Source organism: Undibacterium sp. MH2W (assembly GCF_049340215.1).
Classification (GTDB): domain Bacteria; phylum Pseudomonadota; class Gammaproteobacteria; order Burkholderiales; family Burkholderiaceae_D; genus Undibacterium.
The window spans coordinates 17165-30341 of record NZ_JBMPPA010000008.1 but is presented as its reverse complement, the minus strand read 5'-3'; the positions used below and the strand labels follow the sequence as shown (position 1 = coordinate 30341).

Annotated in this window: 16 protein-coding genes; 12 read left to right on the top strand and 4 right to left on the bottom strand. The window is 46.9% G+C overall.

Annotation, left to right across the window (positions count from 1 at the left end; translation table 11 throughout):
• Nucleotides 1–158 precede the first annotated feature (158 nt).
• The 5 genes from ACO0K2_RS16590 to ACO0K2_RS16570 all read left to right on the top strand — a co-directional run bounded on the left by ACO0K2_RS16590 (nt 159) and on the right by ACO0K2_RS16570 (nt 3039).
• Nucleotides 159–1100 (top strand): CysB family HTH-type transcriptional regulator, encoded by a 942-nt coding sequence (locus ACO0K2_RS16590; RefSeq protein WP_423020849.1) that lies wholly within the window; start codon nt 159–161, stop codon nt 1098–1100.
• Nucleotides 1097–1660 carry an HAD family hydrolase gene (locus ACO0K2_RS16585; RefSeq protein WP_423020847.1) on the top strand — a complete coding sequence of 188 codons (564 nt, stop codon included), beginning with the start codon at nt 1097–1099 and terminating at the stop codon, nt 1658–1660. Before ACO0K2_RS16590 ends, ACO0K2_RS16585 begins: the two co-directional genes overlap by 4 nt.
• A 6-nt stretch (nt 1661–1666) precedes the next feature.
• Nucleotides 1667–1900 carry a hypothetical protein gene (locus ACO0K2_RS16580; RefSeq protein WP_423020845.1) on the top strand — a complete coding sequence of 78 codons (234 nt, stop codon included), beginning with the start codon at nt 1667–1669 and terminating at the stop codon, nt 1898–1900.
• Nucleotides 1893–2546, top strand: a complete 654-nt coding sequence (locus ACO0K2_RS16575) for a class I SAM-dependent methyltransferase (protein WP_423020843.1) — start codon at nt 1893–1895, stop codon at nt 2544–2546. The genes ACO0K2_RS16580 and ACO0K2_RS16575 overlap by 8 nt, the downstream gene beginning before the upstream one ends.
• Nucleotides 2547–2742: 196 nt before the next feature.
• Nucleotides 2743–3039 (top strand): SCP2 sterol-binding domain-containing protein, encoded by a 297-nt coding sequence (locus tag ACO0K2_RS16570; RefSeq protein WP_423020841.1) that lies wholly within the window; start codon nt 2743–2745, stop codon nt 3037–3039.
• Nucleotides 3040–3128: 89 nt separating this feature from the next.
• Here ACO0K2_RS16570 and ACO0K2_RS16565 read toward each other — a convergent pair whose 3' ends face one another.
• A complete protein-coding gene (locus ACO0K2_RS16565; protein WP_423020839.1) occupies nt 3129–3467 on the bottom strand; it encodes a hypothetical protein in 339 nt (112 codons plus the stop codon).
• Nucleotides 3468–3583: 116 nt separating this feature from the next.
• Here ACO0K2_RS16565 and ACO0K2_RS16560 point away from each other — a divergent pair, with 116 nt between their 5' ends.
• Nucleotides 3584–3883, top strand: a complete 300-nt coding sequence (locus ACO0K2_RS16560; protein WP_423020837.1) for a 2Fe-2S iron-sulfur cluster-binding protein — start codon at nt 3584–3586, stop codon at nt 3881–3883.
• Here the strand turns inward: ACO0K2_RS16560 and ACO0K2_RS16555 are convergent.
• Together ACO0K2_RS16555 and ACO0K2_RS16550 are read right to left on the bottom strand one after the other, a co-directional pair.
• Complete coding sequence (locus tag ACO0K2_RS16555; protein ID WP_423020835.1) at nt 3873–4868, bottom strand: CapA family protein; 996 nt, start codon at nt 4866–4868, stop codon at nt 3873–3875. The genes ACO0K2_RS16560 and ACO0K2_RS16555 overlap by 11 nt on opposite strands.
• 47 nt (nt 4869–4915) lie before the next feature.
• Nucleotides 4916–5290 (bottom strand): hypothetical protein, encoded by a 375-nt coding sequence (locus tag ACO0K2_RS16550; protein WP_423020833.1) that lies wholly within the window; start codon nt 5288–5290, stop codon nt 4916–4918.
• Between the two features lie 293 nt (nt 5291–5583).
• On the opposite strand from ACO0K2_RS16550, the gene ACO0K2_RS16545 reads away from it, so the two are divergent.
• From ACO0K2_RS16545 to ACO0K2_RS16535, 3 genes are all read left to right on the top strand, one after another.
• On the top strand, nt 5584–6096 hold the full coding sequence (locus ACO0K2_RS16545) for a thioesterase family protein (protein ID WP_423020831.1): 513 nt from the start codon (nt 5584–5586) through the stop codon (nt 6094–6096).
• Between the two features lie 290 nt (nt 6097–6386).
• Entirely contained in the window at nt 6387–6590 is a 204-nt protein-coding gene (locus ACO0K2_RS16540; RefSeq protein ID WP_422992655.1) for a cold-shock protein, read from the top strand.
• Nucleotides 6591–7001: 411 nt separating this feature from the next.
• Nucleotides 7002–8705: a methyl-accepting chemotaxis protein gene (locus ACO0K2_RS16535; protein WP_423020829.1), complete on the top strand. Its 1704-nt coding sequence runs from the start codon at nt 7002–7004 to the stop codon at nt 8703–8705.
• A 30-nt stretch (nt 8706–8735) separates the two neighbouring features.
• Here ACO0K2_RS16535 and ACO0K2_RS16530 read toward each other — a convergent pair whose 3' ends face one another.
• Nucleotides 8736–9644 carry a LysR family transcriptional regulator gene (locus ACO0K2_RS16530; RefSeq protein WP_423020827.1) on the bottom strand — a complete coding sequence of 303 codons (909 nt, stop codon included), beginning with the start codon at nt 9642–9644 and terminating at the stop codon, nt 8736–8738.
• 214 nt (nt 9645–9858) lie between these two features.
• Between ACO0K2_RS16530 and ACO0K2_RS16525 the strand changes: the two genes are divergently transcribed.
• The 3 genes from ACO0K2_RS16525 (at nt 9859) to ACO0K2_RS16515 (ending at nt 12930) form a co-directional block, all read left to right on the top strand.
• On the top strand, nt 9859–10539 hold the full coding sequence (locus tag ACO0K2_RS16525) for a haloacid dehalogenase type II (RefSeq protein ID WP_423020825.1): 681 nt from the start codon (nt 9859–9861) through the stop codon (nt 10537–10539).
• Nucleotides 10540–10589: 50 nt separating this feature from the next.
• On the top strand, nt 10590–12176 hold the full coding sequence (aceB, locus tag ACO0K2_RS16520) for a malate synthase A (protein WP_423020823.1): 1587 nt from the start codon (nt 10590–10592) through the stop codon (nt 12174–12176).
• Between the two features lie 184 nt (nt 12177–12360).
• A complete protein-coding gene (locus ACO0K2_RS16515) occupies nt 12361–12930 on the top strand; it encodes a DUF1415 domain-containing protein (RefSeq protein WP_423020821.1) in 570 nt (189 codons plus the stop codon).
• Nucleotides 12931–13177 lie beyond the last annotated feature (247 nt).

Genomic DNA, 13177 nt, shown 5'->3' with positions numbered 1-13177 from the left:
TCACTAAAATGCTGATCACAGCAAAAAAAAGCGATTTCAGGCGCGAGTATTTTTGATTGAGCATGGAATTCTTGTCTGGGTCTCTATATACTGCTAGAAGTATATCAACTTAGTCTTACCGAAGTTTAATGGCATAAGCCACCTTATATCTGCGACTCATGAACCTACATCAATTACGCTTTGTCCGGGAGGCCGTCAGGCAGAATTTTAATCTGACTGAGGCTGCGAAGGCGCTATTTACTTCGCAACCTGGCGTTTCAAAGGCCATTATCGAGCTAGAGGAAGAGTTAGGTGTCGATATTTTTACCCGTCATGGTAAACGTATTCGTGGCTTAACAGAGCCTGGACGCGCTGTCTTAAAGTCAGTGGAACTGATTATGCAAGAAATTGATGGGCTCAAACGCATCGGTAAGGAATACGCAGCGCAGGATAGTGGGAGCTTCACGATAGCGACGACGCACACTCAGGCACGTTACGCGCTGCCGAAAGTGGTGCAGGCGTTTATGCAGAAATTTCCTAAGGTGCGATTGTCGTTGCTGCAAGGCAATCCTAAGCAGATTGCTGAGATGGTGATGAGAGATCAAGCAGATCTTGTGATAGCTACCGAATCTATTGCCGGATTTGACGGTTTGATCTCCTTGCCTTGTTATCAATGGGAGCACGTTCTCATTGTGCCGGTTGATCATCCTTTGTTGAAACTGAAAAATGTCACCCTCGAAGAGATGGTGGATTATCCTCTGGTGACCTATGATGCCGCCTTTGCTGGCAGAAGTAAGATCGATCAAGCATTTCAGATTCGCAATCTCAAACCAGACATTTTGCTCGAAGCGATTGATGCTGATGTCATCAAAACCTATGTTGAACTTGGTATGGGGATTGGTATCATCGCGGGTATGGCATTCGATGCAGAACGAGATAAAAATTTACGTGCGATCCCGGTGGGGCATCTTTTTGGGATGAATGTGTCGCGCGTGGCAATTAAGCAAGGTGCTTACTTGCGTAGCTATGTCTACACATTTATTGAGCTCTTAAACCCGACGCTGACACGTAAAATGGTGGATAGTGTCTTGCAGGGTAATAAAGATAATTACGACTTATGACCCTCAAGGCACTGCGTGAATGGATGCCCGCGCAGCGGTCTCAGTTACGCGTTGTGTTGACCGATATTGACGATACCTTAACGACCCACGGTCAGCTCAGTGCCGCGAGCCTCGATGCGTTAGCTCGTGCAAAACAGGCAGGGTGGTTGCGGATAGCCGTGACAGGGCGCCCCACTTATTGGACTTTGCCTTTGCTTCGCTTGTGTGATTTTGATGCGGTGATTGCTGAAAATGGCGCGAGTGCATTTTGGTTGGATCGCGATGGACAACAACAAGCCTTGTTTTACGCGGATGCCGAGACGCGTAAACAGCACAGAAAAGCACTGCAAGCGTTGGCAGGCGTGCTGCAATCGCGTTTCCCAGAGGTGATGGTGGCATCGGATGCGGCTCAGCGAATCGGTGATCTGGCATTCGATATTGGTGAAACTATTTCGCCATTGCCTGTCGAACGCGTGGAGGAGATTGTTGCGTTCATGCGTGACTCTGGATTTCATACGACTGTCAGTAGTATTCACGCCCATGCATCGGTCTTGCCATTTTCTAAGCAGACAATGACGTAGCGACTGTTGGCAGAGGTGTTCGGTATCAGTGACGAGCAAGCACGTAAATGCTGTGTGTTTATTGGTGATTCGCCCAATGATGCCAGTATGTTTGCCCATTATCCTTGGTCGGTTGGGGTTGCCAATGTCAAAAAATACCTCGATAGATTCGAAGCACATCCGCGTTTTGTCACGCAACAGGCGTGCGGTGCCGGATTTGTCGAACTGATTAACTTTTTATTAGATAACGAACATGAATGATGAAACAATGCGCGAATATTACGCGCAACGCGCCCAGCACCTAGAACAGGTCTACAAGCGACCTGAGCGTCAAGCAGATCTGCAAGAGATGCAGGAACGTATTTGCGAGCTACTCAGCGGACACAAGGTGCTGGAAATTGCGTGTGGAACAGGCTATTGGACGGAAAAATTTGCGCCGCATGCCGCCTCGGTCTACGCAACGGATATCAATCAGTCGATGCTCGATGTTGCGCTGACTAAGTCATATCCCGAAGGTAAAACATCCTTTGGACTGGTTGACTTGTATGCCTTGCCAGAGGCAACAGAACAACAGTATTCCGCATGCTTTGCAGGATTTTTTTGGTCACATGTAAAACGGGAAGAGCAGGCCGCGTTACTGACTAAATTAAGCAAAAGCGCAGGAAAAGGCAGCTTGCTAGTTCTCATTGATAACAACTATATCGAGGGCATCAGTACGCCTGTTGCTCGTACTGATGCGGAAGGAAATACTTATCAGTTCCGTATTCGCCAAGATGGAGAGCGTGTCGGCATTCTCAAAAATTTCCCTACAGATAGTGCCTTGCGTAAGAAATTTGGCCCACTTGTGAGAGATATTAGAATTGTCCGAAACGAACATTACTGGTTACTTACCTGCCTACTGAAATAATGGATGTTTTTACCCATTGAGATCATGTCGCAGGTGAAGCGTCTAGTATTGTTCCTCGAAAGTAAGACGTGCTACAGTTCAGGTGATTTTAATCAACAATAGACGCAAAAACGTGTCAACGTGGAGACTTAGCTTCGATGCGTGTTTTCTTGATGATACCGTTTTTGCATGAGACTTTTCATCTAAAGGAGTAGACATGGATTTGCAAGCATGCACTGAGACAATTCGCGCGAAAGTTGGCGACAACAGCGGCTTGAATGCGACGCTGAAATTTGATTGCGGCACTGATGGTGTTGTGTTTGTTGATGCAGTTTCCACGCCAAATACCGTATCTAATGACAATACGGATGCATCATGCACGATCACTATTTCGTTGGAAAATCTGTCCGCACTGCTGACAGGTGAGCTCAATCCAATGAACGGCTTCATGATGGGTAAGCTCAAAGTGTCCGGCGATATGGGCGTGGCAATGCGCTTGCAAACAGTGGTGTAAGCCAAGTGTAGCCATTACTTCGTTTTTGGCTTTGCAATTAAACCGCAGATCGTTCTCGACTGCGGTTTTTTTATTGTCGCGACGCTTCCTTAAACGAGCGACATCGCGCCAACAATCAATGCCGAAGTGCCGTCAGGATAGAGCGCATCGAAACAGCGAGTGCACGACTTGCAAAAGAGATGTGAGCGTTTCACATGCTTGTATCTCAATACGAGCTGTAGTTTGATGTCCATACAATAAGGGCAGTGTTCACGCATGGCACCAACAGACTGAATATCTTCGGCATAATAGACACCATCGACAACGCGACCATCAATGACATCTCTTGGGTCAACTTCAAGGAGGGTAAACTCGGGTGCCCTGTGATTTCGGCGATCGCTAAAAAGAGCACTGGAGGAGGTTGATAACGTCGTATTTGCATGGTTCATGCTGGACTCCTGAATTGTCGCGCTGTCCTCAATGTCGTTGATGGATTGAAATTGATCGGAAGCGCAGTTCAATGTAGTCAAATTCACTGCAAATAACAAGGACTGCTTATAAACACATGGAAGAATCGAGTCAGATAGTTCATCTCACCATATCGCCTCAAGAATGGCAATGCATCGTGCCAACAGGAAAGACGCTATTGGAAGCGTCCCTTGCTGCGGGGATTCGCTTGCCGAGCTCGTGCAGAAATGGGACGTGCCGCGCTTGTATGTGTCAATTGATCGAGGGCAAGATTCGGTATCGAATTGAGTGGCCAGGTCTCAGCGCCGAAGAAAAACAAGCGTCGTGGATATTGCCATGCGTGGCAGAAGCAGAGGGCGCAGTCGTGATCCGCGCCCCGTTGGCTGTTAAGGTGTAGCGTGCGGCGCGAATTCAATTTTCGCGTTGCTACATGATTGTATGGTGTCGCCGGGACCATGCCAGCACGGCGTTTTTGCATCGTGAACGGGCGATGGTATGCCGTCATCATTGAGTTTTGCCAGTCGAGTGTCCCACGCTTGGACACCTGATCGGTTAATTTCAAGGCGGACAATCCATCCTCTCGTCTGGGGTTCATTGTCTAAAGAATCGATGAGAAAATTGCCGATACTGTAGATAATCGGTTTTCCATGGTATTGCTCGATATCTTGGGTGACGTGAGGGTGTCCGCCAATCACGGCATCCGCACCAGCGTCGATCATTTTGTGGGCGAGTTGATGTTGACGAGCACCAGACTGCGCTTCGTTTTCCCAGCCCCAATGCATGAATGGAATAACTACATCTGCATGATATTGCTGGCGTGCACGTTGAATGTCGGCGATGACCTGTTCATCATCCTCGCTCCAAGCTACACCCGCTTCCGTTGCTGTCGCTTCGAAACTACGTGGCATAAATTCATCGTAACCCAATAACGCGATTTTGATGCCTTTTTTGTCGATGATGAGGGGTGTATGGGCTTCTTTCAGATTTCTTCCGCCGCCAAAATAAGGAAGGTGCTCTCTCTCGAGATGTCCGAGCATCTCTGTGAATGCCTCTTTGCCAAAATCACCTGAATGGTTGTTCGCAATCGATACGGCATCGAAATGGGCGTGGATGGTTGGCAGAGTGCTTGGGTGACCTCGAAATGTGAAAATCTTTTCTGCCTTGTTGCCACTCATGGCGACGACACATTCGAGATTGGCAACGCGTATATCTGTACTGGACAAAAGTGCAGCAACTGCGCCAAGGGGGTCTTCGTGTACTGCAATTTTTTGAGCCGGCACCCCATCCAAAACAATATCACCCGCAAAAAGGAGGCTGACGGTCGGCTGCGCTGGTTCGGTCGCCCACGTTGTTGGTGTGATGGTGGTGAAAAATACGCTCATCAGTAGTACTGACAAACGACATGTTGTTAATCTCTTTGAAAAAGACTTCATTTGTTTTTATCCTGCAGAGTGCAATGGTATTGGAGCTGGCGTTCAAGCGGTCCAGCGTAGAGGCGATTCATCGGCGTGAATAACGTCTCCTCGCTCTTTAGCTGAAATGGCGGGTAATAACTTGCTTCATGGATAGGTACATCGCCATGTGCCGTCTGGAAGTAAGCATAGATTTTGATGTAGTCAATCGTGGACGCTTGGCCATGCATCTCTGCTTTGAGCTTAAAACGGCCGCCGACATCAATGGGGGTGAGTTGATAGGAGTCTGTACTGACACGAGCATCGATTATTTGTGTCTCATCAGCGTATGTCGCATAGCACCTTAATAGTGGCGCTGCGAACGCTGGGTGTGGCGAATGAAGGAGTGCCAATGAAAGACACGCGATGCCTCCATAACTGCTTCTCCTGCGTGTTGAGTGGGTGGGGGATGCGCCTGAATGCCTAGGATCTTGCATACGAATGTGCCTGACAGAAAATGGGGTCACCATCATAACGCTAACTTAGATTAGTATTGTGTAAACGATAAAAAAGAACAGTATTTGTGTGAAAGAATGTCAGGTTGGAGCGACAAAATATTGATTTCAGTTAAAGTAGTTTGCGTAGAGAAATGGTTCCACTTCAGCCTGCTTGGGTGGTTGTGGTCTTGCTGTGCAATAAGAATTCGGTGGGATTTCTTGATTTAATTCATGGGGGAAGAATGGATAACGCAATGGTGAACAATCCGGAGTTTCGGTCTTTGCTCACACAAGTAATCGAGGAAAAAATCCCTTTCTGCCAGTTGCTCGGCATGAAGGTCGCCAGTTTGGATCCTGATCAGCCACAGCTTACGTTTGCAATGCGCGATGTGCTATTAGGGAACTTCGCCAACGGCATGCTGCACGGCGGGGTGATTGCTTCGGTGCTCGATAGCGTTGCTGGACTGGCGATCCTGTTGAAGATGGCCACGCTGACACCAAAAGAAGATGTCTTTTCCCAAATTAGAGAGTTTGGGTTGATGAGCACTATTGATTTGAGAATTGACTACTTACAACCTGGAAAGGGCGTCAGTTTTACTGCGCAAGCCGAGGTGACACGGTTAGGTAAACGTGTCGCTAATGTGTTGATGGAGTTGCGCAATGATAAAGGCGAACGGATTGCAACGGGTGCTGCGGCGTTTATGCTTTATGGGCGTACATAATTTGGTGAGACATTCTTTGCGCCAACAGGAAGTAATGCTTCTTTGATAAGTTTTGAGCGTTTTTTGTCCGGTTTTCCTCTTTGGTGTCTGTTAAATGTCGACGAAAACAAGGAAAGTTGAAGATATTTGCAGATATCTTCATTTTTTATTTACTTTGTCGGATAGATTGTGCGTATAATCAGATAGTCGTTGAGATTCAAAGTGGTAGTGCAGTATCAGTCTGTCATTTCTTACTTGGTTGAAACGATCTATCGGGCACATGCCCAAATTAACTGAAATAGGAAATAGTAATGGCAACAGGTATTGTTAAGTGGTTCAATGATTCTAAAGGTTTTGGTTTCATTACTCCTGATGAAGGCGGCGAAGATTTGTTCGCTCACTTCTCCGCAATCGTATCTTCCGGCTTCAAATCTTTGAAAGAAAACCAACGCGTTTCTTTCGAAGTAACGACAGGCCCAAAAGGTAAGCAAGCTTCCAACATCTCCCCTCTGTAATTGAGTGGTGATGGGCTGATTAGTCAGCCTTGCATATAAAAGATCCCCGATTTTGTCGGGGATTTTTTTTGCCTATTCATTTTGCGATTATAGTCCGTGAGTCGCGCATGTAATGTCTATCAAGCGTTTGTGTCTTCTTTTTGCCTACTTTTGCTTGGCGTCAAAATACTGCTTTCCCATATCATGAAAACAAAACTATACTGCTTCCGTAGTGTATTCACCGATCGCGCGTTTCATTAAAAAATATCGAGACAAAAGCGGAGATGATGGTGGCCATTTATTTGATAGATAGGTGGGTTTATTCATTGATTCGTGTTGATATGCGGCAAAAGTTGTTTCTAATCAATACTCAACATCGGGTATTTTGTACGCTTCATTATTTGAATAAAAACTGATTGAGAGGACGTAAAGATGAATTTAACGATCAGATTGCGGCTCATAGGCACCATGGCATTCATGGCGGTGATGCTGACCATTGGCGGCTTGATGGGTGTTTATGGTGTGAGAAATAGCAATGCTGTGATTCAGGAGATCTTCTCCAATCAGCTACCTTCCGTTGCAACACTAGAAGAATCGCGAATTTGGTTGTTGCGTGCCCGCGTGACTGTTGATCGGGCGATTGCCCACCCAGAAGACCCTGATATCGCTAAGACCATTAAGTTGTCTGAGGATTATTTTGCTAGGTCGACGGAAAATTATCGTAAGTATATGGCGTTGCCCCAAACAGCAGATGAGAAAAAACTCGCAGATGAAGTAACGGCGCTTCGTAGTGCGTTTGAGAAGGAGGGGTATTTCCCCATATTGGCGGCGCTTAAAGCAGGGAATAAAGAAGAGGCTGACAGGCTGAATGTGAATATTGTTCCTGTTAGGTATCGAGAATACTCCAATAAGATTAACTCATTGGTAGAGCTGCAGTTCACTAGTTCAGAAGAGGCACTGAAGAAAAGTCAAAGTGACTTCACCATCTTTATGTGGGTTGACCTCTTAGGTGTTGTTGCAGGGCTGAGTGCGGTCTTTATTTCTGCTTACTTTTTGCTGAGGGCGATTTCTCATCCCTTGCACCAGGCGTTGGTGCAATTCAAGGCCATTGGTGATGGTGATCTGACGAATCAACTCAAGCCTGAGTCCAATGATGAAATGGGGCAATTGGTATCCGGCCTTGAAAATATGCGCCAAAGTCTAGTGCAAACGGTCACGATGGTGCGTCAGAGTAGTGGCTCTATCGCGATTTCATCTGAGGAAATTGCCACGGGCAATATGGACTTGTCATCCCGTACCGAGCAGCAGGCTGCCAGCCTAGAAGAAACAGCTTCTTCGATGGAAGAGTTAACATCGACCGTGCAACAAAATGCCGATAATGCACGGCAGGCCAACACACTAGCATTAACAGCTTCCGAAGTGGCGACAAAAGGTGGTCGCGTAGTCGGCGACGTTGTTCATACTATGTCGTCGATTAAAGAAAGCTCAAGGAAAATTGTCGATATTATTGCCGTCATCGACAGTATTGCGTTTCAGACTAATATCTTGGCATTAAATGCCGCAGTTGAAGCTGCACGTGCCGGCGAGCAAGGACGTGGCTTTGCAGTGGTTGCGACGGAAGTGCGAAATCTTGCGCAGCGTTCCGCTGGCGCAGCAAAAGAAATCAAGGAGCTCATTAGTAACTCCGTCGATAAAGTGGACGAGGGATCTCGTTTGGTTGATGACGCTGGTAAAACAATGGATGAAATTGTTGTGTCGATCAAGAGTGTTGCGGACATCATGGCGGAGATTACTGCAGCGAGTGCAGAGCAAAGTGATGGCATTCAGCAGGTGAATCAGGCTATTACAAAAATGGATGAGGCGACGCAACAAAATGCCGCATTAGTGGAAGAGGCAGCAGCAGCGGCAGGTAGTATGCGTGAACAGGCGCATATTCTCAGCCGGGCGGTAGGTATATTTAAAGTGTCTGACGGTATGGAGTCGCGCCCGTCTTTCTCAGGTAGTGCGATGAAAGCGCCGAAGCCAGTGCAAGCATCACCGGCTCCGAAGGCGGTAAAAAAACCGATGAGAGTACTTTCAGATACATCGGCGCAGAAGGCGCCATCCAAGCAGAGCGATGATTGGGAAGAGTTTTGATGTAAAAAAAACGGGCATATGCCCGTTTTTTTATTCGACGTTTTTCCAATAAAAAGGATCGCTGTACGCTTGTCTTAAAAAGTCAATAAACGAGCGAATACGCAGAGGCAAGTGGCGTCGTTGCGCGAAGATTGCGTAGATGTCGTTGCCTGGTGCTGTGTATTCATCAAGGACCGTGACTAATTTTCCTGATTCAATCTCCGCACCAACTTCCCACATCGAACGCCACGCGAGACCTTTGCCGGCGATTGCCCAGTCGTGCAATACCTCGCCGTCGTTGCAGACCATATTTCCTTCGACTTTCACTGTGACGTTTTTACCGTTTTGACGAAACGTCCATCCCCGTTGACTACCATCGCTGCTAAACGCGAGGCAATTGTGGCCGCTTAGTTCATCGATACTTTTTGGCGCGCCGTAACGTTTGATATAACTCGGCGCTGCGACCACGACGCGTTTGTTGTCGGCTAGTTTGACGCCGATCAGATTGGAATCTGTCAGGGAGGCGATGCGAATGGCAACGTCGACTCCTTCACCAATTAAATCAACGACGCGGTCATTGAGACTTAATGTGAGCCTGAGGTCACTATGTTCTGCCAAGAAAGAAGGGATGAGTGGTGCAACATGCTGCCGCCCAAAACCTGCTGGGGCAGAGACGGTTAATATGCCGCTGGCATTAGAGCTGCGTTCGGAAACAGAGGATTCGGCTTCTTCCAGGTCTGCCAAAATCCGCATGCAATCATCCAAAAATGCTGTCCCTTCATTGGTCAGGGCGATTTTTCGGGTCGTTCTTTGGATGAGTTTGACGCCCAATCGCTCTTCTAGTGCGTCCAATCGCCGGCTAATCATGGCAGGTGCAACGCCTTCAGCGCGGGCGGCGGCGGAGAGACTGCCTCTATTTGCCACCTCGACAAACGTCGTGATTTGTTTGAATTGGTCCATTTATTTCTTCTCTTTGGATCGCACGCAATGAATGTTGCGTGGGATTACCTTCATTTTATGCGGTTTATTCGCCACTTATTGCAAAGATCTTTAACTAAAAGTAAAAAATAAAGTGATAAAACGAGATATTTCTGTTGGTTTTTATTGAATATACTACGTTTTAACAACATTGGAGTTCACCCCAACATTTCGTGACCAAGTGGAAAAGACTGCCATGACGATTCAAGCAATTGCATTTGATGCCTACGGAACCCTCTTTGATGTGTATTCCATTAGTCAGCTGGCCGACAAGTATTTTCCAAGACGGGGTAACGAATTAGCGCAGTTGTGGCGAAGCAAGCAAATTGAGTACACACAATTGCGCACGATGTGCAGCATGTACAAGCCATTTTGGGAGGTCACGCAAGATGCCTTGGTGTTTGTGTGCAAAAAAATGGCGCTGAGTCTGAGTCTCGACGCACAAAATGCACTGATGGGACAGTACGCACGTCTCGATGCCTTCCCAGAAAATCTCGGGGCATTGCAAGCACTGCGGACCGCGGGCTACAAATTATCAATTTTGTCGAATGGCACAACACCCATGCTGCAGTCTGCAGTGGATGCTGCTGGCATGCAAGGATTGTTTAGTCATCTGATTTCGGTGGAAACGGTGAATAAATACAAGACGGCACCCGAAGCGTATCAATTGGGGCCGGATGTGTTTGGTGTGCCGGCGAAAAATATTTTGTTTGTATCGAGTAATGGCTGGGATGTTTGTTGTGCGACATGGTTTGGTTACACAACGTTTTGGGTGAATCGTGCAGATGCACCCTTAGAAGAATTAGGAGTGACGCCACACGGTATCGGGCGCTCGCTGAGTGATGTTGTTGCGTTTGTTTCGCAATATCACAGTTAATGTTTTTTTTTTGAATTGATCTTATTTTTCACTTTATCGCGGAGACTGAAATGACGCAATTGACTGTTCCTGAAGGTATGCAAATTACTGGTGAAATCAAGCCAGGCTTTGAGCAAATTTTGACCCCTGAGGCGTTGGCGCTGGTCGCTAAACTGAGCCGTGCTTTCGAACCTCGTCGCCAAGCATTACTGGCGGCACGTGTAGAGCGAGCAAAGCGTCTCGATGCCGGTGAGTTGCCAGACTTTTTGCCTGAAACGGCACATATCCGTGAAGGTGACTGGAAGATCGCCCCGATTCCTAAAGCGTTGGAATGCCGTCGTGTTGAAATTACAGGTCCAGTAGAGCGCAAGATGGTGATTAACGCGTTCAACTCCGGTGCTGATAGTTACATGACCGATTTTGAAGACTCGAATACACCCAATTGGGACAATCAAATTAGTGGCCAGATCAATATGCGTGACGCTGTACGTCGCACGATCAGTCTGGAACAAAACGGCAAATCCTACAAACTGAACGACAAAATTGCCACGCTGGTTGTTCGTCCACGTGGATGGCATCTGGATGAAAAACATGTGTTGGTTGATGGTCAGCGCGTATCCGGTGGTATTTTTGATTTCGCTTTGTTCTTATTCCATAACGCCAAAGAACAATTGGCGCGTGGTGCAGGTCCTTATTTCTACCTGCCAAAAATGGAATCGCATTTAGAAGCCCGTTTGTGGAACGATATTTTTGTAATGGCACAAAATGAAATCGGTATTCCACAAGGCACGATCAAAGCAACGGTCTTGATCGAAACGATCGTCGCTGCTTTTGAAATGGATGAAATCCTGTATGAATTGCGTGAGCATAGCTCTGGTTTGAATGCTGGCCGCTGGGATTACATTTTCTCCTGCATCAAAAAATTCAAGAACGACAAAGATTTCTGCCTCGCTGATCGCGCAAAAGTAACTATGACAGCGCCATTTATGCGTTCTTATGCGTTGCTGTTGCTGAAAACCTGCCACAAGCGCAATGCGCCTGCGATTGGTGGTATGGCAGCGTTGATTCCGATTAAAAATGATCCAGAGAAAAATGAGATCGCCATGGGCGGCGTGCGTAACGATAAAGCACGTGATGCAACGGATGGGTATGACGGTGGTTGGGTAGCACACCCAGGCTTGGTGGATTTGGCGATGACCGAATTCAAGAAAGTATTGGGCGATGCGCCAAATCAAATCTCCAAACAACGTCCTGACGTGGTTGTAACAGCAAAAGATTTGTTGAACTTCCAACCTGAGACACCAATTACTGAAGCCGGCTTACGTTACAACATTAACGTTGGTATTCATTACTTGGGTGCTTGGTTGGCTGGCAATGGCTGCGTACCGATTCACAATTTGATGGAAGATGCGGCCACTGCTGAAATTAGTCGTTCACAAGTATGGCAGTGGATTCGCTCTGACAAAGGTAATCTGGAAGACGGTCGCAAAGTGACTGCTGAAATGGTCCGTGCGATGATTCCTGAAGAGCTCGCCAAAGTGAAAGAAGTGGCTGGAAATGGCCCTACTTATGACCGAGCTGCAGTAATTTTCGAAGAAATGTCGACCTCAGAAAGTTTTGCTGAATTCTTGACGTTACCTTTGTACGAAGAAATCTGAGATGGCGCATCATGTCGGTGAGATGAAAGGGTAATTTTCATTCACATCTTCACAGACGCTACGCTATGTCAAAAAAACAGCCCGAAAATACGGGCTGTTTTTTATTGCGGTGGCATACTGTCGGTTTATTTTCTACACTACGTAACGACGCCAGATGGTGTCCTTACTTGAAAGCGTAATTATCATGCCAAAAATCACCCCTGTCGCTCCTGAAACCGTCATTGCTCACACTGAAGAGTGGTTAGAAAAAGCAGTGATCGGACTTAATTTGTGCCCATTTGCAAAAGCGGTCCACGTCAAAAAGCAGATTCGCTATGTTGTGAGTGAGGCGACTACGCCAGAAGCATTACTTGAACAGTTACACAGCGAACTTGAACTCTTGGCGGAAACCAATCCGGAAAAAATTGATACTACGCTCCTGATTCATCCGCAAGTGCTGACCGACTTCCTTGATTTTAACGACTTCATGGATGTGGCTGATGGTTTGTTAGAGGAACTTGAATTGGACGGTATTTTGCAGGTGGCAAGCTTCCATCCAGATTTTCAGTTTGAAGGTACGGACCTCGATGATATTGAAAATTATACGAACCGCTCGCCGTATCCAGTGCTGCATTTGCTGCGTGAAGAGAGCATCGACCGCGCCGTCGAAGCTTTTCCGGACGCGGGCATGATTTATGAAAAAAATATTGAGACCATGCAACATCTTGGTTTTGAAGGTTGGGATAAGTTGGCGCTGTCATATTTGAATAAATAATCGCGAAGCGCGTTCTACTTGATGTGGACGATGCGGTTAACGACGCGGCTGATGTTGCTTTATCTCTTGAATTGGCGCATCAGCCGCCATCCTTTATGCCGCAGTTGCAGCAAGATCCCTTGGTCTACTCGTCATTGGCGCAATTAATTATTTATATCAATAGATGAAATAGTTATATAGCGGCGCTTCGCAGTTTGTTGGTAAAAAATGCGTTCTTTATTTTCTTTTAGCATGAGCGTAAAGTGAT

Excerpts from the sequence above, each read along its gene's own strand:
- ACO0K2_RS16590 (WP_423020849.1), top strand. The coding sequence starts at position 159 with ATGAACCTACATCAATTACGCTTTGTCCGGGAGGCCGTCAGGCAGAAT.
- ACO0K2_RS16585 (WP_423020847.1), top strand. The coding sequence starts at position 1,097 with ATGACCCTCAAGGCACTGCGTGAATGGATGCCCGCGCAGCGGTCTCAG.
- ACO0K2_RS16575 (WP_423020843.1), top strand. The coding sequence starts at position 1,893 with ATGAATGATGAAACAATGCGCGAATATTACGCGCAACGCGCCCAGCAC.
- ACO0K2_RS16570 (WP_423020841.1), top strand. The coding sequence starts at position 2,743 with ATGGATTTGCAAGCATGCACTGAGACAATTCGCGCGAAAGTTGGCGAC.
- ACO0K2_RS16565 (WP_423020839.1), bottom strand. The coding sequence starts at position 3,467 with ATGAACCATGCAAATACGACGTTATCAACCTCCTCCAGTGCTCTTTTT.
- ACO0K2_RS16560 (WP_423020837.1), top strand. The coding sequence starts at position 3,584 with ATGGAAGAATCGAGTCAGATAGTTCATCTCACCATATCGCCTCAAGAA.
- ACO0K2_RS16555 (WP_423020835.1), bottom strand. The coding sequence starts at position 4,868 with ATGAGCGTATTTTTCACCACCATCACACCAACAACGTGGGCGACCGAA.
- ACO0K2_RS16540 (WP_422992655.1), top strand. The coding sequence starts at position 6,387 with ATGGCAACAGGTATTGTTAAGTGGTTCAATGATTCTAAAGGTTTTGGT.
- ACO0K2_RS16535 (WP_423020829.1), top strand. The coding sequence starts at position 7,002 with ATGAATTTAACGATCAGATTGCGGCTCATAGGCACCATGGCATTCATG.
- ACO0K2_RS16530 (WP_423020827.1), bottom strand. The coding sequence starts at position 9,644 with ATGGACCAATTCAAACAAATCACGACGTTTGTCGAGGTGGCAAATAGA.
- ACO0K2_RS16525 (WP_423020825.1), top strand. The coding sequence starts at position 9,859 with ATGACGATTCAAGCAATTGCATTTGATGCCTACGGAACCCTCTTTGAT.
- aceB (WP_423020823.1), top strand. The coding sequence starts at position 10,590 with ATGACGCAATTGACTGTTCCTGAAGGTATGCAAATTACTGGTGAAATC.
- ACO0K2_RS16515 (WP_423020821.1), top strand. The coding sequence starts at position 12,361 with ATGCCAAAAATCACCCCTGTCGCTCCTGAAACCGTCATTGCTCACACT.